The organism is Saccharopolyspora sp. NPDC000359 (assembly GCF_040300525.1).
Classification (GTDB): domain Bacteria; phylum Actinomycetota; class Actinomycetes; order Mycobacteriales; family Pseudonocardiaceae; genus Saccharopolyspora.
Map to the genome: position 1 here is coordinate 77,017 of NZ_JBEPDU010000027.1, position 18,661 is coordinate 95,677.

The window sequence follows — 18,661 nt, forward strand, 5'->3', positions numbered from 1 at the left end:
GCGTGCGGCGGCTGCCGAGCCGACCCGCGCACCACGACCGGTGCGCAGGTGGGACACCGCTGGGTGCTGGCCCGGCAGGCCGCCCACAGCAGCAGGTCAGGCCTGGCCGACCTCGAACCGGACGAAGCCGGTGACCGTCACGCCGGCCTCGTCCAGCAGCGCCTTGACGGTCTTCTTGTTGTCCTGCACCGACGGCTGGTCCAGCAGGGCGTTCTCCTTGAAGAAGCCGTTCAGGCGACCCTCGACGATCTTCGGCAGGGCCTTCTCCGGCTTGCCCTCGGCCTTCGCGGTCTCCTCGGCGATGCGCCGCTCGTTGGCGACGATGTCCTCCGGGACCTCGTCGCGGTGCAGGTACTTCGGCTTGAGCGCGGCGACCTGCATCGCGGCACCGCGAGCGGCGTCGGCGTCGTCACCGGTGTACTCGACCAGCACGCCGACCGCCGGGGGCAGGTCCGCGGAACGGCGGTGCAGGTAGGTGGCCACGGCGCCGTCGAACTTGGCGACCCGGCGCAGCTCCAGCTTCTCGCCGATCTTGGCGGACAGCTCCTGGATGGCGTCGGAAACGGTCTTGCCGTCCAGCGGCGCGGCCAGCGCGCTCTCCAGGTCACCGGCACCGGCCTCGCGGACCGCACCGGCGATCTTGTTCGCGAGCTGGATGAACTCGTCGTTCTTGGCGACGAAGTCCGTCTCGCTGTTCAGCTCGATCAGCACCCCGCCGTCCGCGGCGACCAGGCCCTCGGCGGTGGCGCGCTCGGCGCGCTTGCCGACGTCCTTGGCACCCTTGATGCGGAGGCTCTCGACGGCCTTGTCGAAGTCACCGTCGTTCTGCTCGAGCGCCTTCTTGCAGTCCATCATGCCGGCGCCGGTCAGCTCGCGAAGACGCTTGACGTCGGCCGCACTGAAGTTCGCCATCGTGCGTTATCCGTCCCTCTTGTTACGCAGCTTCGAAGGTCTTGCAGGCGGGCCGCGCCCCCGCGGCGTCCGATCCGCTCGGCGGGGCGGCGTGCCCAGCTCGGGCAATCACACCCGCAAGTGTGACTGGCAAGCAGCCTGATCGCGCCCCGCGCCCGACCAGCGGACGCGGGGCGCGGTGCATCAGGACTGCGCGGGCTGCTCGCCGCCCTCGGCGGCCTGACCGGAACCGGCCAGCAGCTCCTTCTCCCACTCGGCCAGCGGCTCGCCACCGGCGGGCTTCTCCTCGCCCTCCGGGGCGCCGTTGGTGCGGCCGCTGCGGGCCATCAGGCCCTCGGCGACGCCGTCGGCGACCACGCGGGTCAGCAGGGCGGCGGAGCGGATCGCGTCGTCGTTGCCCGGGATCGGGTAGTCGACCTCGTCCGGGTCGCAGTTGGTGTCCAGGATCGCCACCACCGGGATGCCCAGCTTGCGGGCCTCACCGACGGCGATGTGCTCCTTCTTGGTGTCCACGATCCACACGGCGCTGGGCACCTTGCTCATGTCGCGGATACCGCCGAGGGTCTTCTCGAGCTTGTCCTTCTCGCGGGTCAGCATCAAGATCTCCTTCTTGGTGCGACCCTCGAAGCCCCCGGTCTGCTCCATGGTCTCGAGTTCCTTGAGACGCTGCAGACGCTTGTGGACGGTCTGGAAGTTGGTGAGCATGCCACCCAGCCAGCGCTGGTTGACGAACGGCATGCCGACCCGCTGGGCCTGCTCGGCGATCGCTTCCTGCGCCTGCTTCTTGGTGCCGACGAACAGGATCGTCCCGCCGTGCGCGACCGTCTGCTTGACGAAGTCGAACGCCCCGTCGATGTAGGACAGCGTCTGCTGCAGGTCGATGATGTAGATGCCGTTGCGCTCGGTGAAGATGTAGCGCTTCATCTTCGGGTTCCAGCGACGGGTCTGGTGCCCGAAGTGCACGCCGCTGTCGAGCAGCTGCTTCATGGTGACGACGGCCATGGCCTGGTTCGCACCTCGTGAGTCGGGCGCGCCGGGTGGCGCGCGATTCGGTTGCCGCGACGAGCCGGGTGACCCGCCGCCCTGGTACCCGCCCCGGCCACCCCGCCCGGGCTCGCGAGGAGCCGGGACCGCGGGGCACCGGCACCCTGCCGGGGCAGCAGCGTCCGAGGTGTTGAACTCGGTACTGAGCCACCTGGTGGCCGACCGTTCGGTCCGGCTACCTGCGCAGGCGTGACGTGCGGGCACGCGAAGTCGGTCCGTGCGGACACGAAACCGCGCCAACAGTGTACTGGACGCGCCAGCCGACCCGATCGTGGACTGCGAGTTGTCCACAGCCGCCTGGTTTGTCCACAGATTTCCGCTTCCCCCTGGTGCCCGCAGCGGTGCGCGACCACTGTGGGTGAATGCGCTTGTTGATCAGTTCGGCCCTGTTGTGCGGCGGTCTCAGCACCGCCGCGATCGGCCTGGCCGCCACACCCGAACCGACCGCCCCACCCGCTCCGGCACCGGCCGCCCGGACCGCCGAAGGCCAGTTCGGGTGGCCGCTGGCACCGCCGCCCGCGGTCGCCCGCCCGTTCGACGCCCCAGCGCACACCTACGGCCCCGGCCACCGCGGGGTGGACCTGGTCGGCGAGGTCGGCCAGCCGGTGCTGGCCGCGGGCGACGGGATCGTCGTCTTCGCAGGTCAGGTGGCGGGCCGCAACCTGGTGTCGATCGAACACCCGACGGGCCTGCGGACCACCTACGAGCCGGTCCGCCCGACGGTGGCGGTCGGTGACCAGATCACCAGGGGCCAACCGATCGGCACCCTGGAGCCGGGCCACCCGGAGTGCGCTGCGCGACCGCCCCAGGCCTGCCTGCACTGGGGAGCCCGCGAGCGGGTGACCTACCTGGACCCGCTCCGCCTGGTGGGCATCGGCCACGTCCGCCTGCTGCCCTGGGACTGACGCGCCGGGGTGGCGACCTCCGCGGGAGCGCCACCCCCGGTCCGGCAGGCCGTCAGCCCGCTTCGGTGAGCTTGGTGCGCAGGCGCAGCACGGCCCTGGTGTGCAGCTGGCAGACGCGCGACTCCGTCACCCCGAGGACCTTGCCTATCTCGGCGAGGGTGAGGTTCTCGAAGTAGTAGAGCGTGACGACCACCCGATCGCGTTCGCTCAGCCGTTCCACCGCCTCGGCCAGCTGCCGACGGCTGTCCCGGTCCACCAGGGCCGCCACCGGGTCCTCGGCGCGGTCGTCGGGCAGCGTCTCGGCCAGGGAGGCCTGCATCGGTCCAGCCCCGATGAGGTCGTCCAGCGCGACCACGCTGGTCATCTGCAGCTGGGCGAGCAGCTCGCGGAGCTCGTCCACGGACAGCTCCAGCTCGGCGGCCAGTTCGGCATCGGTGGCGGTGCGCTGCAGCTTCGCCTCCAGGCGCTCCAGCGCCCGCTCGACGTCCCTGGCCCGGCTGCGCACCGATCGGGGCACCCAGTCCTGGGCGCGCAGGTCGTCCAGGATGGCGCCGCGGATGCGCTGCATCGCGTAGGTCTCGAACTTCAGGCCGCGCTCGGGCTCGAACTTCTCGATCGCGTCCACCAGCCCGAAGATGCCGGACTGGATCAGGTCGGAGACCTCGACGTGCGAGGGCAGCCCGGTGCCCACCCGGCCCGCGACGTACTTGACCAGCGGCGCGTAGTGCAGCACCAGGCGGTCGCGGAGCTCCTGGTCGCGCCGCTCGCCGAACGCCTGCCAGAGCGCGACGATGCCCGCTTCCACGTCGTCGGCACTGCGCTGGTCCCCGTCGGAGGCCGCGGCGGCTTCGGCCGCCAGGGACAGTCCGCGGCGACGCACGCACTCGGGGGCGTGGCCGTTCGTCGAACCGCCTTGGTCACGGGCGGTCACCGGCGCCGAGTCCGGTCTCGCGGCCACCGTGTCGGCGCCGCCCCCGGCGTGGTCAGGAACGGGGGTGGGTTCGGTCATGGATCGCCTTCAGCCGTTCAACGGTCACGTGGGTGTAAAGCTGGGTCGTTGCGAGCGTAGCGTGACCAAGCAACTCCTGAACGCTACGGAGGTCCGCACCGCCTTCCAACAAATGGGTCGCCGCTGAATGCCGCATGCCGTGCGGACCGACGTCCGGTGCACCGGAAACGGTTTCGACCGCGTCGTGCACGGTCCGCCGCGCCGTGCGCGGGTCCAGCCGTCCACCCCGGACCCCCAGGAACAGCGCGGCACCGGATTCAGCGCGCACCAGCTTCGGCCGTCCGGCGGTGAGCCATCGGCCGAGCGCCTCGTCCGCCGGTGCGCCGAACGGCACAACGCGTTCCTTGTCCCCCTTGCCGATGACGCGGACCACCCGGCGCTCGCGGTCGACGTCGTCGACGTCCAACCCGCACAGCTCGGCGACGCGGACCCCGGTGGCGTACAGAAGCTCGAGCACCGCGTGATCACGCAGCGCTACCGGATCACCCTGCTCGGCTCCCGCTGCGGAGGCCCGCAACGCCGCGTCCGCCTGGTCGGTGCGCAGCACCGCGGGCAGCTTCCGCGGTTTGGACGGCACCGCGAGGCGCGGCCCGGGGTCGCTTCGCACCAGCCCGGCGCGCAGCGCCCAGGCCGTGAAGGTGCGGGCGGCAGCCGTCCGCCGTGCCATCGTCGAACGGCTCGCACCCTGCGCGTGCTGCGCCGACAACCACTCCCGCAGCACCGAGATGTCCAGTTCAGCAAGGGTTTGCCGACCCGCTGCCCCGGACAGGTGATCGAGCAGCGAGATGACGTCGCCGATGTAACCGCGGACGGTGTGCACCGACAGCCCGCGCTCCGCGGCGAGGTGCCGTTCGAACCCGTCGACCGCCGCCCCCAGGGACTCGGGCAGTTTCGCCCGAACCGCGCGGAAATCGGGTCTTCGCGATTCGGGGGAACGGGCACGAGCCATGCCTCAGACGCTGGCCCTTGGGCCGCCACCGGTCAAGCATCGCCACGCCGAATCATGATCACTCGCCCCCGAGCCGCCGCTCTCCGCGTCCCGCTCGACGGCCCGCGACCAGCCACCCCGACGTCCCGCCCGCGCGCGAACGCCGCCGCACGTCTCCCGGTCTGAGCTGGTCGGATCGGTTCCCGGCGAACCCTCCACCGTGCTGCGCAGGTGCGGCGGAAGGCCCGCCGTTCGGGGAACCTCCGCGGTTGCGCCCTCGAAGCTGAAAACCGCGCTGGTGCCTGTTTCCGTGGGTTCACCGCGCGATCGACCACCCCCGCTCGTCTCGGACCGCGAACCCGGACAGCTCCAGTTCCGGGAGCAGCGCCCGCACCTCGCCCAGCGGGAGGCCGCAGTCCCGCGCGAGCTCGGCCGCGCTGGCCCCCGCCATGCCGCGCAGCGAGTCGTGCAGGCGTTGGGCGTGCGGGTGCAGCCCGTCGGTGCGTCGGTGCGCACCGGCGGCCTCGGCCGCGCTCAGCGCACCGATCGGGCTGACCGCCTCGAGGACCTCCTCGGTGCTGGTGACCAGCACCGCACGTCCGGACCGCACCATCCCGTGGCACCCCACCGAATTCTTCGAGGTGACCGGCCCGGGCACGGCCAGCACCGGGCGCCCCAGCGCGTCCGCGGTGTTCGCGGTGTTGCCCGCGCCGCTGCGCGCCCCCGCCTCCACCACGACCGTGGCCCGACCGGAGGCCGCGATCAGCCTGTTCCGGACCAGGAACCGGTGCTTGCGCGGCTCCGTCCCGGGTGGGTACTCGCTGACCACGGCACCCTGCTCGGCCACCGCGCGCAGCAGGCGGCTGTGCCCCGCCGGGTAGTCGATGTCGACGCCGCAGGCCAGGAACGCCACCGTCCGACCGCCAGCGGCCAGCGCACCCCGGTGCGCCGCACCGTCGATGCCGTACGCCGCGCCGGAAACCACCGTGAACCCCGCCCCGGCGAGCCCGTGGCCAAGCTCCGCGGCCACGTGCTCGCCGTAGCCGGAGGCCGCGCGGGCGCCGACAACGGCGATCGCCTGGTCGAGGACCGCCGTCAGGTCCGTCCCACCCCGCACCCAGAGCGCGATCGGCTCGGCGACCTCCGGGAGCCCGACCTCGCGCGCCCCCGCCAGGTTCTCGAAGGCACCGCTCGGCCAGTCCGGCTCCTCCGGCACGACCAGCCGGGCCCCGGTCGCCTCGGTCGCTTCGAGCAGCCGCTCCGCGTCCACGTGCTCGTACCTGGCCTCGACCTCGGCCAGCACGTCCGGCGGTGCCTTCCCCTGCTGGACCACCTCGACCGCCCGGCAGGCACCGTGCCGGGCCACGAAACCGGCCAGCGCCGGGGCCGGTGGTTCGGCGGCCGCGGCGAGAAAGGCCCTCGCCAACCGCACTTCCCGCCGCCCCTTCTCCCCCATGTTCGCCCAGCTCCCCATCACGCAGCCCTCCTGTCCCGGAACTCCAGCGCCGCCGCCACGTGCGCGGCGTCGGGGCGCTCCTTGCCGTCGAGGTCGGCCAACGTCCACGCCACCCGCAGGCACCGGTCCGCACCGCGCGCGGTGATCGCGCCGACCTCCAATCCGCGATCGAGCAGCCCGGTGACCTGGTCGGGCAGCGCGAACTCGCGCCGCAGCACCGGCCCCGGGACCTCGGTGTTGGTCTGCCACCCGTGCGCCGACCACCGCTCCCGAGCGGCAGCGCGCGCCTGCGCCACCCGGTCGCGCACCACCGCGGTGCTCTCCGGCTCAGCACCGCCGTGGGCGGTCATCGCGGTGATCGGACGCATCCGCACCCGCAGGTCCACCCGGTCCAGCAGCGGACCCGAGAGCTTGCCGAGGTAGCGCCGCCGGACCTGCGGCGGGCACTGGCAGTCCAGGTCCCTGGCGGGCGCGCACGGACAGGGGTTGGTCGCCAGCACGAGCTGGAACCGCGCCGGGTAGCGGAGCGTCCCGTCCCGCCGGGCCAGCCGGACCTCGCCCTCCTCCAACGCCGTGCGCAGCGCCTCCAGCCGCTTCGGCCCGAGCTCGCACGCTTCGTCCAGGAGCAGGACCCCGCGGTGTGCCCTGCTCACCGCGCCCGGCCTGGCCAGACCGGTGCCGCCGCCGACGAGCGCCGGGATGGACAGCGACGAGTGCGGGGCCACGAAGGGCGGGGTCCGCACCAGGCTCACCGCGTCGGTGAGGTCCCCGGCCACCGACCGGATCGCCGTCACCTCCAGCGCTTCCTGCCCGCTCAGCTCCGGCAGCAACCCGCACAACCGCTTGGCCAGCATCGTCTTGCCCGTACCGGGCGGCCCCACCATCAGCAGGTGGTGCCCACCGGCTGCCGCGACTTCGAGCGCCCAGCGCGCCTCCGGTTGGCCGAGCACGTCGGCGAGGTCCGGCACCGGCTCCGCCGGGCGTTCGTCCCCCGGTGGTGGGTGCCGGGCCAGTTCGCCGAGCTCGCGCAACCACGCCACCACCTCGCGCAGGTGCGTGGCGCCCAGGACCTCGATGCCCTCCACCAGACGTGCCTCGGCCAGCCCCTCCGCGGGCACGATCGCCCGGCGCATGCCCTCCTTCCGCGCGGTCAGCAGAGCGGGCAGCAGGCCGTGCACCGAGCGGATCCGGCCGTCCAGCGCCAGTTCCCCGAACAGCACCGTCCTGGCCAGCCGGTGCGGCGGCACCAGCTCCGCACCGGCCAGCACCGCGCAGGCCAGGGCCAGGTCGTACGAGGTCCCGGCCTTGGGCAGCGCAGCCGGAGACAGCGCGAGCGTCACGCAGCTCGCCGGCCAGTCCTCCCGGCAGTTCTGGATCGCCGCCCGAACGCGGTTCTTGGACTCCTGCAACGCGGTGTCCGGCAGGCCGAGCAGCTGCAACGAGGGCATGCCGCCCTTGCGCACGTCCGCTTCGATCTCGACGAGCACGCCGTCCACGCCGAACAGCGCGACCGCCCAGGTCCGCCGCAACGCCATTCAGAACACCCCCTCGAGGTGCCGGAGGCGCGCGGGTCTGCCCGGTGGCCACAGCACCGAGACGAAGTCGAAGCGGACCGGGCAGCCCACCAGCTCGCGCGCGGCCAACCAGGACCGCGCGGCGATGCGGATGCGGGTGATCTTCTGCGGGTTGAGCGCGTAGATCGGCCCGCCGTAATCGGTCCCGGAGCGTGTCTTGACCTCGCAGCACACCACGGTGTCGCCATCCGCGGCGACGATGTCGAGCTCACCCTGCGGGCACCGCCAGTTCCGGTCCAGCACGGTCATCCCACGGCCCTCCAGCAACCCGGCGGCCAGCCGCTCCCCTGCCTGCCCCAGCGCATGCCTGCCGTCACCGGTGCACACGTCGCTAACCGGGCCCAGGACCTTCTTTCGACGCACGAGTTCCTCCTCGGTCTTCCAGGACTTCCCGTGCCTGGGCAGCACCGTTCAAGCACGGCGAGGGGATTTCCCGCGGCGCGCCAACAGTTCTGGGCACGGATGGACAACTCCAATGTGCCCGGAACGCCGGCCGATCTCCACCACCACAGGGAAATCTGTGGATAAGCCGATCCCCTGTGGACAATTTCGCTCACCCGGAAGAGTGTGAATTCGCCAGAATGCGAAGGGAAATTTGCAAAAGATGCTCTAGTTCTTGAACCCACCAGGGCAGGCTTGGCCGTGGCCGAGGGCGTTCAGCGGTGGCAGCACGAAGACTCGGGGCGGGACGCCGCGGCGACGGGTGCGGTCTCGTTTGGGGTTCGAAGCGGCGGGCGGTTGCTTTGCGTGGCGCAATTTCAATGGAAATTGCGTCGTCCTCGACGGAGCCCGCGGGCGAGTGGTTGCGCGAATTTCGTTGAAATCGCGGCCGTCACCGCCTCACCGTAGGACCGTGCGTCGGACTGGGCGAGTGCGTGGTGGTCCGGCACCACCACCGACCGGAACTGCCTGATCGCGTGGGTCGGGGCGCCAGTCGGGAGTTGTCGCGCGGGTGGTCGTTGTGGAGCGCAGAAAGCTCGGGCGGTCGTCCTCCGACGACCGCCCGAGCTCCTTCGTCATGCCTCCGGGTCAGGAACCGAACGGGCCGCTCTCCGGCAGGCGGAGATCCGGTTTGTCCAACTCCTCCACGTTGACGTCCTTGAACGTGATCACGCGGACGTTCTTGACGAACCGCGCCGGGCGGTACATGTCCCACACCCACGCGTCCGACATCGCCACCTCGAAGTAGACCTCCGAGTCGGAGTTGCGCACCTGCACGTCCACCGCGTTGGCCAGGTAGAAGCGCCGTTCGGTCTCCACGACATAGGTGAACTGCCCGACGATGTCGCGGTACTCCTTGTAGAGCTGCAGCTCCATCTCGGTCTCGTACTTCTCGAGATCCTCGGCGCTCATCGCTGTGCGAGCCCTTCTGCGTTGCCGATCGGACTACAACACCTCATTGTCCACCACTTCCCCCTCAGAAGCATCGAACAGCCCGGGCTTGCTGCTCACCGAGCGCGGCGAGCGCAAGCCGTGCCGCCGCGCCGCGGCCACCACGTTCGCATAGGACCAGCGGTGCTCGTGGCAGGGCCCGTGCTCGGTCAGCCGGGTCGAGTGCAGCGGCGTGCTGTACCCCTTGTGCACGTCGAACCCGTAGACCGGGAACTGCTCGTGCAGCTGCTCGGTCATCAACCGGTCGCGGGTCACCTTCGCCAGCACCGATGCCGCCGCCACGCAGGCCGCCACCAGGTCGCCCTTGACCACCGCCACGCTCGGGGTGGCCAGGCCCTGCACCCGGAACCCGTCGGTGAGCACGTAACCGGGGTGCTCGGAGAGCTGGGCGACCGCCCGCCGCATGCCCTCCAGGTTGGCCACGTGGATGCCGAGCGCGTCGACGTCCTCGGCGGGGATCACCACGGTGGACCAGCTCAGCGCGCGCTGGGTGATGCGCTCGAACAACCGCTCCCGGTCGACCTCGGACAGCGCCTTCGAGTCGGTCAGCCCCTCGAAGCGCCGGTCGTCACCCGGCTTCAGGACGCACGCGGCCACCACCAGCGGCCCGGCGCACGCACCACGCCCGGCCTCGTCCACCCCCGCCACCGGTCCGAGGCCACGGCGGTCCAGCGCGCGTTGGAGGGCCCAGTTGCCGCTGCTGCGCCGGATCACCGACCTCGGCGGTCGGAACTCCGCCACCGTCACGTCAACGTCACTCCGAGGCTCGTCGCTTGCTCACCACACCGACGAGCCTACGACCCAGCCACACCGTCGGGAACGCCGCGGCCACCCCGAACCCGACCGGCAGGCCGGTCTGCCAGGCGGGTGCGCCCATGCCCAGCGCCTGCTGCTGCGGGTTGGGGTCGTCGATGCCCTGCCAGCGGGTCGGCGGCAGCACGATGAACTGCGCCTTGCCGATCACGTTGTCCACCGGCACCGCGCCGGGGACGCCACCGCCGCCCTGCACCCGGGAGTCGGCCGAGTCGTTGCGGTTGTCCCCCATCACCCACAGGTGGCCCGGCGGAACCGTCACCGCCTCGAACTCGTCCTGACCGACGCCGCGGCCCGGCTCCCAGTACAGGTACGGCTCGTTGAGCGGCTTGCCGTCGACCAGGACCCGGTTCTGCGCGTCGCAGCACTCGACCGTCTGGCCGCCGACCGCGATCACCCGCTTGACGAAGTCCTTCTCGTCCGGCGCGCCGAAGCCCAGCAGCCCGGCCACGCCCTGGAAGAAACCAGCCACCGGGTTGGTGGGCTCATCCGCCCGGAACTCGTTCTGCACCCACGCCTGCGGGCCGCGGAACACCACGACGTCACCCGGCTCCGGGTCCGAGAACCGGTAGGTGATCTTGTCGACCAGCACCCGGTCGTTGTTGCAGCCGTCGCACCCGTGCAGGGTCTGCTCCATCGACTGCGACGGGATCACGTAGACCCGCGCGATGAACGCCTGGATGAGGACCGTCAGCACCAGGGCGGTGACGATCAGGATCGGCAGCTCGCGCCAGAACGAGCCCTTCTTCTTCTCCTTGGGCTTGCGGCGGCGAGGAGCGTCCCCCGAATCGTCCGGAGCACCGCCGTGCTGCTCCGCCTCGTTGGGCTCCTCCGCTGATCCGCTGCGCATGACGTCGGCCACCGGGCCAGGCTACTGGAACCGCGGCGGGCACCGTCGCGCTCCCCCGCTTCGCCCAGCCCGGCCAAGCCGCCATGACGTGCTCTTTTCCACCTCACCCGAGATGAACCGCACGCCCCGCCCCGCACTGATCACCCGAAGGTGGAACTGCATCCCGGACAAAAGGGAACAGCCCGGATGCGGGGCATCCGGGCTGTTCACCACACGTCCGTCCGATCAGGAAGCGGCGGTCTCCCGCTTCTCCTTGATCTTCGCCGCCTTGCCGCGCCGGTCGCGCAGGTAGTACAGCTTCGCCCGCCGAACGTCACCACGCGTCACGACCTCGATCTGCGCGATGTTCGGGGTGTGCACCGGGAACGTCCGCTCCACACCGACACCGAAGGAAACCTTGCGCACGGTGAAGGTCTCCCGGATGCCATCGCCCTGCCGGCGGATGACCACGCCCTGGAAGACCTGAGTCCGCTCGCGCGAACCCTCGATGACGCGGACGTGGACCTTCAGCGTGTCACCGGGCCGGAAGGCCGGGATGTCGGAACGCAGCGACTGGGCGTCCAACGCGTCCAGGGTGTTCATCGGTGGTCCGTCCTCATCCGTGTCGAAGGCACCCGTGTTCTCGCATGTCGATGACCCGACCTACTGGCGGGCACCGCCTGACACGGGGTGAACTTGCTTAACGCACGCCGAACACCTGTCCGGCTGTGTCAACCGTTCCAGTGTGCCAGATCCGCCTCTCGGCGTCTCAACCGACCCCACTGACACGGGGTCAGCGGGGGGCGTCTCCGGCATCCCGGGACTCGTCGGAGTGGTCCGACGCCCGCAGTTTATCGAGTTGCGCGCGGTCGGCCCCATCCAGGGCCCCCTCCGGCAGCGCGGCCAGCAGATCCGGGCGCCTGCGGTAGGTGCGGGCCAGCGCCTGGTCCCGCCGCCAGCGGTTGATCGCGGCGTGGTTGCCGGAGCGCAGCACGTCCGGGACGGCGTGCCCGCGCCAGACCTCGGGGCGGGTGTAGCAGGGCCCCTCCAGCAGGCCGTCGGAGAAGGAGTCCTGCTCGGCCGACAGCGGGTTGCCCAGCACCCCGGGCAGCAGGCGGGCCACCGCCTCGATCATCACCAGCGCGGCGACCTCGCCGCCGACCAGCACGTAGTCGCCGATGGAGACCTCCTCCACCGGCATCCGGGTGGCCGCGTCGTCGATCACCCGCTGGTCGATGCCCTCGTACCGGCCGCAGGCGAAGACCAGCCACGGCTCGGCGGACCAGCGGATCGCGGTGCGCTGGTCGAACGGCCGACCGGCCGGGGTGGGCACCACCAGCCGCGGCACCGGGGCACCTTCCTCGCCGGTGCCGCACACGCTGTCCAGCGCCTCGCCCCACACCTGGGGCTTCATGACCATGCCGGGGCCGCCGCCGTACGGGCTGTCGTCCACCGCGCGGTGCACGTCGTGCGTCCAGTCCCGCAGGTCGTGCACCCCGACCGCGATCCGCTCGCGCTCGATGGCCTTGCCCAGCAGCGCTTCCCGCAGCGGGTTCAGGTAGTCGGGGAAGATGGTGATGACGTCGATGCGCATGAGGCCCTCGGAAACGGAAAACGCCCCCGCCGGATGGCGAGGGCGGGACTGCTGCGGTTGCGGTTACTCGTCGAGCAGGCCTTCGGGCGGGTCGATGACCAGCGTCCCGGCGGCCAGGTCGACCTCGGGCACGATCTCGGTCACGAACGGCACCAGGACCTCGCGGTCGTCGGCCGTGCGCACCGACAGCAGCTCGCCCGCGGGGGTGTGGATGACCTCGCGCACCTCGCCGACCTCGTCCCCGGAGGCCTGGACGGCCCGCAACCCGACCAGTTCGTGGTCGTGGAACTCGTCCGGGTCCTCGGTGGGTTCGAGGACGTCGGTGGTGACGGTCAGCAGCACACCGCGCAGGTCCTCGGCCGCCTCCCGGCCGTCGACGCCCTCAGCGCGCAGCAGCAGCCGCCCGGCGTGCGGCCGGGCGGCTGCCACGGTGAGGTCCTGCCCGCGATCCTTGCCGCGGAGCTGGGTCCCGAGCACCGAGCCGGGCGCGAACCGCAGCTCAGGGCTGTCGGTGAGCACCTCGACGACGAGCTCTCCCCGCACACCGTGTGGTCGGACGATGCGCCCCACGGCGAGGGTCTCCGGCTCAGGCCCAGCCATGGCGCTCAGCGGTCGGTGTCGACCACGTCGACCCGGATGCCGCGACCACCGATGCCGGACATCACGGTCCGCAGCGCGGTCGCGGTGCGACCGCTGCGGCCGATGACCTTGCCCAGGTCGTCGGGGTTCACGTGCACCTCGAGGGTGCGACCGCGCCGGGTCGTGAGCAGCTGAACGCGGACGTCGTCGGGGTTGTCGACGATGCCGCGCACCAGGTGTTCAAGCGCGTCCGCGAGGACCGTCACGCCTGACCTTCCTCGGACTTCTGCTCCTCGGCCTTGTCCTCAGCCTTGTCCTCGGCCTTCTTGCCACCCTTCTTCTTCGGGGTGGTGGCCTCGACGGTCGGCTCCTCGCCAGCGGCGGCCAGCGCGGCCTCGAACAGCTCCTGCTTGCTCGGCTTCGGCTCGGCGACCTTCAGGCGGCCCTCGCTGCCCGGCAGGCCCTTGAACTTCTGCCAGTCGCCGGTGATCTCCAGGATGTTGCGCACCGGGTCGGTCGGCTGCGCCCCGACACCCAGCCAGTACTGCACCCGCTCCGAGTCGACGACGATGCCGCTCGGGTTCTCCTTCGGGTGGTACTGCCCGATCGTCTCGATGGCCCGGCCGTTGCGGCGGGTGCGGGCGTCGGCGACGACGATGCGGTAGTGCGGCTCGCGGATCTTGCCGATCCGGGCGAGCTTGATCTTCACAGCCACGGGTGCTGGTGCTCCTCAGACTCTCGTTCGTGCTCCGGTGAGCACGCCGAACCGCGTGGGGCAGCGCTTCGGAATGCTCGTAGGTCAAATGGCCACAAGCGGTGAGAGGGACCCCTCGCGGCGAACAGCTAGCCATTCTGCCAGATCCGCACCCCGCAGCAGCTGCGGGGTGGCGTCGAAGGGGACGAACTCATCCTGCGCAGCGGTGTCGGCAGCGGAACCCCAGCGCCCTCGATGAGGTGAAGAGCAGGCCGGTCAGGCCGGGAGCAGGCCGAGGGAGATCAGCAGGAGGCCGAGGGCGGGCAGGAAGTTGTTCACCTGGTGGGCCACCACGCTGGCGGTCAGTCGACCGGTGACCATCCGGGCCACGCCGATCGGGATCGCGATCACCAGCAACAGCGCCGTGCGCTCCGGTTCCAGGTGACCGATCGCGAACACCGCGGTGCTGAGCACGAACACGTTCAGCTGGCTCCAGCGCATCCGCTCCATGGCACCCCAGAGCAGGCCGCGGTAGAGCAGCTCCTCGCACAGCGGCGCGATCAGCCAGATGTGCAGGAAGACCACCACCGCCACGACCGGCGGCAGCTCCACCCCGTCGAGCACGCTGCCCACCGTCGACTGGGCGTTGTCCGGGCCCACCCACTTCGCCCACAGCATGGTGGCGATGGTCGTGGTGACCAGGCCGATGCCGCCGATGGCCAGCCCGGTGGTGACGTCCGACCAGCGCCACTCCAGACCGAAGTCCAGCCGCGGGCCGTTGCCGCGCACCAGGGTGATCACCACCGCCAGCGCCCCGGCCAGCACCGTGGGCAGCATCAGCATGATCACCAGGGTCCCGGCGTCCGGGCTGCCCAGGGCCGCGGCCAACGTCACCGACACCAGGACGAAGACCGCCTGGGTCAGGAAGAACGCACCGAGCCCCCACCGGTGGGTGCGGGTGGGTGCGGTGGTCGACCGCTCCGGGGGTTCCCCGGTCGATCCTGGCTGTTGAGCTTCTTTCACGGGCGTCTCCGCAGTGCCACTCGGCCTGGCCGGTCCCCTGCCTGACCGCTCGCGGGCACCGGCGAGCCGTCAGGTTACCGCCATCTGCGCGATGGGCGGCAGCGCTCGATCACCTGGCGACGGCGAACAGCAGGAGTGCTGGCAAGAAGTTGTTCGTGGCGTGGGCGATCATGCTGGCCGCGACCCGACCGGTGATCATCCGCGCCGCGCCGATGGCCAGGCCACCGACGAACAGCACCGGGGTGCGCCACACCTCCTGGTGGATCAGCGCGAAGATCAGCGTGGTCAGGACCAGGATGGCATACCGGGGCAGCCGGTAGTGCTCCAACGCGCCCCACAGCGCGCCGCGCACCAGCAGCTCCTCGGTCAGCGGCGCACCCAGGAAGGCGAAGAGCGCGAACAGGAACAGCCAGACGGTGCGCTCGCCCTGCATCAGCCGGGTCAGGTCGGTCTCCGGCGGCGGACCGGACACCGCGATGATCACCAGGGTCAGCACCCAGGAGCCGATCAGAGCGGCGAAACCGCAGGCCACCCCGACCTTGAAGTCGCGCCGCCTGGGCAGGATGCCGAAGTCCGAGCGCAGTCCCCGGCCGCGCCACCAGGAGAACACCGCGGGCACCAGGCCGAGCAGGATGTTCGGGGCGAAGGCGAGCAGCAGCAGCGGACCGGTGTTGGGCGGGGTGGTCGGGTCGAACCCGCCGGAGCGCCCCGGTCGGACCGCAGTGAGCACCAGCACGACCAGGTAGTAGCCGCCGTAGCCGAGGAAGAAGGCGGTGAGCCCCCAGGCCAGCGAGCCGCGGCGCGCGGCCTCCAGCTGGGCCTCCCAGAACCTCGGGTGCAGGTCGGGGCGCGGCTGGTCCGGACCGTCCTGCGGCGACTCCCGGTTCTGCTGCTCCCCCACGGCGCCCTCCCCTCGACGCCTCAACCCTAAGTGCGCAGGGGTTGCGTCGCCGATCACTCGTGAGTGGGGATGGTGGCTGGAACCACCACCGCCACTCACGAGGGTCGGACGACGGTGCCGCGCAGGACGATGCGGTGGGGGTTGCGCAGCTCGGTGAGGTCCTTGCGGGGGTCCTCGGCGTAGCAGACCAGGTCCGCCGGGGCGCCGTGCTCGAGGGCTGGCCAGCCCAGCCACTCGCGGGCCTCCCACGACGCCGCGCCGAGGGCCTGCTCGGGGGACATCCCGACGCGGTGCAGGGCGAGGACCTCGTCGGCCAGCACGCCGTGCGCGATGCCGCCGCCCGCGTCGGTTCCCGCGTAGACCGGGATGCCCGCCTCGATCGCCTTCGCCACCGTCCGGTCCGCCCGCTCGTACAGCTCGGTCATGTGCGCGGCGTAGGTCGGGTACTTGGTGGCCGCCGCCGCGAAGGACGGGAAGTTCTCCACGTTGATCAGCGTCGGGACCAGCGCCGTCCCGTGCCGGGCCATCAGCTCGACCGTGTCGTCGGTGAGGCCGGTGCCGTGCTCGATGCAGTCGATGCCAGCGGCGATCAGCCCCGGCAACGCGTCCTCGCCGAAGACGTGCGCGGTGACGCGGGCGCCCATCCGGTGCGCGGTCGCGATCGCCTCGGTGAGCACCTCGTCGCTCCACAGCGGGGCCAGGTCGCCCACCGAGCGGTCGATCCAGTCGCCGACGAGCTTGACCCAACCGTCCCCGGCGGCCGCCTGCTCGGCGACCGCTGCGGGCAGCTGCTCCTCGTGGTCGAGCTGGTCGGCCAGGTGCGGGATGTAGCGCTTCGGGCGGGCGAGGTGGCGACCAGCGCGGATGATGCGCGGCAGGTCCTCGCGCTGCTGCAGCGGTCGGGTGTCGACGGGCGAACCGCAGTCGCGGACCAGCAGGGTGCCCGCGTCGCGGTCGAGCTCGGCCTGCACGACCGCCTCGTCCAGCTCCACCGGGCCCTCCGGGCCGACACCGATGTGGCAGTGCGCGTCGACCAGGCCGGGCAGCACGAAACCGCCGTCGAAGACGGTCTCGGCGCCCGGCACCGGGTCGAGGCTGATGCGGCCGTCGCGGACCCACAGGTCGCGGTGCTCCCCGTCGGGCAGCACCACTCCGCGCAGGTGCAGCGCGGTCACTTCTTCTTGCCGTTTCCGAAGTTCAGCTTGGACGGGTCGAAGCCCGGCGGCAGGTCGTTCATGCCGCCCTCCAGCTTGGACAGGTCGGGGCCGCCGGGTGGCAGGCCGGGCATCCCGCCCGGGGGCATGCCAGGGAGGCCGCCGGGCAGGCCGCGCATGCCCTTGGGCTGGGTCGGGCCGCGCCCCTTCTTGCCCTTCTTCCCCTTCTTGCCCTTGCGGTTCTTGCTGCCGCCACCGCCGCCGAAGCCGAAGCCGCCGGCCATCTGCTGCATCATCTTGCGGGCTTCGAAGAACCGGTTGACCAGGTCGTTGATGTCGCTGACGGTCACCCCGGAACCGCGCGCGATGCGCTGGCGGCGGGAGGCGTTGATGATCTTCGGGTCGGCCCGCTCGGCGGGCGTCATGCCGCGGATGATCGCCTGGATGCGGTCCAGGTGCTTCTCGTCGAAGTTGGCCAGCTGGTCCTTCATCTGACCGGCGCCCGGCAGCATCCCCAGCAGGTTCTGCAGCGGGCCCATCCGGCGCACCGCCTGCATCTGCTCCAGGAAGTCCTCGAGGGTCAGCTGGCCGGTGCCCAGCTTCTCCGCGGCCTTCTCCGCCTGCTCCTGGTCGAAGGCCTGCTCGGCCTGCTCGATGAGGGTGAGCATGTCACCCATGCCCAGGATCCGGTTGGCCATCCGGTCCGGGTGGAAGAGGTCGAAGTCCTCCAGCTTCTCGCCGCTGGAGGCGAACATGATGGGCTGACCGGTGATCTCGCGGACCGACAGCGCGGCACCACCGCGGGCGTCGCCGTCGAGCTTGGTCAGCACCACGCCGGAGAAGCCGACGCCGTCGCGGAACGCCTCTGCGGTGTTGACCGCGTCCTGACCGATCATCGCGTCGAGCACGAACAGGACCTCGTCCGGGGAGATCGCGTCCCGGATGTCGGCAGCCTGCTTCATCATCTCCTCGTCGACGCCCAGCCGGCCGGCGGTGTCGACGATGACGACGTCGTGCTGGGCCCGGCGGGCCTCGTCAATGCTGCGCCGGGAGACCTCCACCGGGTCGCCGACGCCGTTGCCCGGCTCCGGCGCGAACACCGGCACCCCGGCGCGCTCGCCGACCACCTGCAGCTGGTTCACCGCGTTCGGGCGCTGCAGGTCGCAGGCCACCAGCAGTGGCGTGTGCCCCTGCCCGGACAGCCACCTGGCGAGCTTGCCCGCCAGCGTCGTCTTACCGGAACCCTGCAAGCCCGCCAGCATGATCACGGTCGGCGGGGTCTTGGCGAACTCCAGCCGCCGGGTCTCGCCGCCGAGGACGGTGACCAGTTCCTCGTTGACGATCTTGATGACCTGCTGGGCCGGGTTGAGGGCCTGGGAGACCTCAGCGCCCTTGGCGCGCTCCTTGACACCCTTGATGAAGCTGCGCACCACGGGAAGCGCCACGTCTGCTTCGAGCAGGGCGATGCGGATCTCCCGCGCGGTGGCGTCGATGTCGGCGTCGGACAGCCGCCCCTTGCCGCGCAGGTTCGTCAGGACCGAGGTGAGCCGGTCGGAGAGAGTGTCGAACACGGGTTCACGGTCTCCAGAGTCGATGGATTACCTATGCGAGGGTAACTGCCCGGCCCCGCCCCCCGGTGCGGGCTGGGCAGCGCATCGCGGAGATGGCGCAACCCCGGGTGGCTGCGACCAGCCACCCGGGGTTCGCGCGGACTCCGCTCAGCTGCGCTGGTAGTCCTCGCGGCGCGGGCCGCGGGACTGCGGCGAGCGCTGGCCCTTGCGGTGCGGGCGGCGGTCGCCCCGGTCGCCGCGGTCGCGGTCCCGGGCGGGGCGGCGGGGGCGGCGGCTGATGAAC

The 18,661-nt window shown here is 71.4% G+C and carries 20 protein-coding genes; 1 reads left to right on the forward strand and 19 read right to left on the reverse strand.

Features of this window, described 5'->3' with window-relative positions; genetic code table 11:
* Positions 1–96: 96 nt before the first annotated feature.
* Positions 97–912: a translation elongation factor Ts gene (gene tsf / locus ABT324_RS18630; RefSeq protein ID WP_351178651.1), complete on the reverse strand. Its 816-nt coding sequence runs from the start codon at positions 910–912 to the stop codon at positions 97–99.
* 183 nt (positions 913–1,095) lie between these two features.
* A complete protein-coding gene (gene rpsB / locus ABT324_RS18635) occupies positions 1,096–1,914 on the reverse strand; it encodes a 30S ribosomal protein S2 (protein ID WP_350944227.1) in 819 nt (272 codons plus the stop codon).
* Between the two features lie 404 nt (positions 1,915–2,318).
* Between rpsB and ABT324_RS18640 the strand changes: the two genes are divergently transcribed.
* On the forward strand, positions 2,319–2,861 hold the full coding sequence (locus tag ABT324_RS18640; protein WP_351178654.1) for a M23 family metallopeptidase: 543 nt from the start codon (positions 2,319–2,321) through the stop codon (positions 2,859–2,861).
* A 52-nt stretch (positions 2,862–2,913) separates the two neighbouring features.
* Here the strand turns inward: ABT324_RS18640 and whiG are convergent, their stop codons facing one another.
* From whiG to ffh, 17 genes are all read right to left on the reverse strand, one after another.
* Complete coding sequence (whiG, locus tag ABT324_RS18645) at positions 2,914–3,870, reverse strand: RNA polymerase sigma factor WhiG (protein ID WP_351178657.1); 957 nt, start codon at positions 3,868–3,870, stop codon at positions 2,914–2,916.
* The gene (locus ABT324_RS18650) at positions 3,845–4,819 is read right to left on the reverse strand and encodes a tyrosine recombinase XerC (RefSeq protein WP_351178660.1); all 975 of its coding nucleotides are present in this window, start codon (positions 4,817–4,819) and stop codon (positions 3,845–3,847) included. Before ABT324_RS18650 ends, whiG begins: the two co-directional genes overlap by 26 nt.
* 295 nt (positions 4,820–5,114) lie before the next feature.
* Positions 5,115–6,272, reverse strand: coding sequence for a DNA-processing protein DprA (dprA, locus tag ABT324_RS18655; RefSeq protein ID WP_351178695.1), 1,158 nt, complete (start codon positions 6,270–6,272; stop codon positions 5,115–5,117).
* Positions 6,272–7,789, reverse strand: coding sequence for a YifB family Mg chelatase-like AAA ATPase (locus tag ABT324_RS18660; protein WP_351178663.1), 1,518 nt, complete (start codon positions 7,787–7,789; stop codon positions 6,272–6,274). The genes dprA and ABT324_RS18660 overlap by 1 nt, the downstream gene beginning before the upstream one ends.
* On the reverse strand, positions 7,790–8,191 hold the full coding sequence (locus tag ABT324_RS18665; RefSeq protein ID WP_351178666.1) for a YraN family protein: 402 nt from the start codon (positions 8,189–8,191) through the stop codon (positions 7,790–7,792).
* 666 nt (positions 8,192–8,857) lie between these two features.
* A complete protein-coding gene (locus ABT324_RS18670) occupies positions 8,858–9,181 on the reverse strand; it encodes a DUF2469 domain-containing protein (protein WP_009943624.1) in 324 nt (107 codons plus the stop codon).
* 33 nt (positions 9,182–9,214) lie between these two features.
* Positions 9,215–9,967 (reverse strand): ribonuclease HII, encoded by a 753-nt coding sequence (locus tag ABT324_RS18675; RefSeq protein ID WP_351178668.1) that lies wholly within the window; start codon positions 9,965–9,967, stop codon positions 9,215–9,217.
* A gap of 7 nt (positions 9,968–9,974) precedes the next feature.
* The gene (gene lepB / locus ABT324_RS18680; RefSeq protein WP_502949762.1) at positions 9,975–10,883 is read right to left on the reverse strand and encodes a signal peptidase I; all 909 of its coding nucleotides are present in this window, start codon (positions 10,881–10,883) and stop codon (positions 9,975–9,977) included.
* A gap of 225 nt (positions 10,884–11,108) precedes the next feature.
* Positions 11,109–11,465, reverse strand: a complete 357-nt coding sequence (gene rplS, locus ABT324_RS18685) for a 50S ribosomal protein L19 (protein WP_351178674.1) — start codon at positions 11,463–11,465, stop codon at positions 11,109–11,111.
* A 190-nt stretch (positions 11,466–11,655) separates the two neighbouring features.
* Complete coding sequence (trmD, locus tag ABT324_RS18690) at positions 11,656–12,456, reverse strand: tRNA (guanosine(37)-N1)-methyltransferase TrmD (protein ID WP_351178677.1); 801 nt, start codon at positions 12,454–12,456, stop codon at positions 11,656–11,658.
* A gap of 63 nt (positions 12,457–12,519) precedes the next feature.
* Positions 12,520–13,056, reverse strand: coding sequence for a ribosome maturation factor RimM (gene rimM, locus ABT324_RS18695; RefSeq protein ID WP_351178680.1), 537 nt, complete (start codon positions 13,054–13,056; stop codon positions 12,520–12,522).
* A gap of 5 nt (positions 13,057–13,061) precedes the next feature.
* The gene (locus tag ABT324_RS18700; RefSeq protein WP_093146638.1) at positions 13,062–13,301 is read right to left on the reverse strand and encodes an RNA-binding protein; all 240 of its coding nucleotides are present in this window, start codon (positions 13,299–13,301) and stop codon (positions 13,062–13,064) included.
* Complete coding sequence (gene rpsP / locus ABT324_RS18705; RefSeq protein ID WP_150067555.1) at positions 13,298–13,750, reverse strand: 30S ribosomal protein S16; 453 nt, start codon at positions 13,748–13,750, stop codon at positions 13,298–13,300. Before rpsP ends, ABT324_RS18700 begins: the two co-directional genes overlap by 4 nt.
* 255 nt (positions 13,751–14,005) lie before the next feature.
* Positions 14,006–14,752 (reverse strand): CPBP family intramembrane glutamic endopeptidase, encoded by a 747-nt coding sequence (locus ABT324_RS18710; protein WP_351178683.1) that lies wholly within the window; start codon positions 14,750–14,752, stop codon positions 14,006–14,008.
* A 109-nt stretch (positions 14,753–14,861) separates the two neighbouring features.
* The gene (locus tag ABT324_RS18715; protein WP_502949760.1) at positions 14,862–15,653 is read right to left on the reverse strand and encodes a CPBP family intramembrane glutamic endopeptidase; all 792 of its coding nucleotides are present in this window, start codon (positions 15,651–15,653) and stop codon (positions 14,862–14,864) included.
* Positions 15,654–15,748: 95 nt separating this feature from the next.
* Positions 15,749–16,828 (reverse strand): metal-dependent hydrolase family protein, encoded by a 1,080-nt coding sequence (locus tag ABT324_RS18720; RefSeq protein ID WP_351178686.1) that lies wholly within the window; start codon positions 16,826–16,828, stop codon positions 15,749–15,751.
* A complete protein-coding gene (ffh, locus tag ABT324_RS18725) occupies positions 16,825–18,378 on the reverse strand; it encodes a signal recognition particle protein (RefSeq protein WP_351178689.1) in 1,554 nt (517 codons plus the stop codon). The genes ABT324_RS18720 and ffh overlap by 4 nt, the downstream gene beginning before the upstream one ends.
* Between the last annotated feature and the right edge of the window lie 283 nt (positions 18,379–18,661).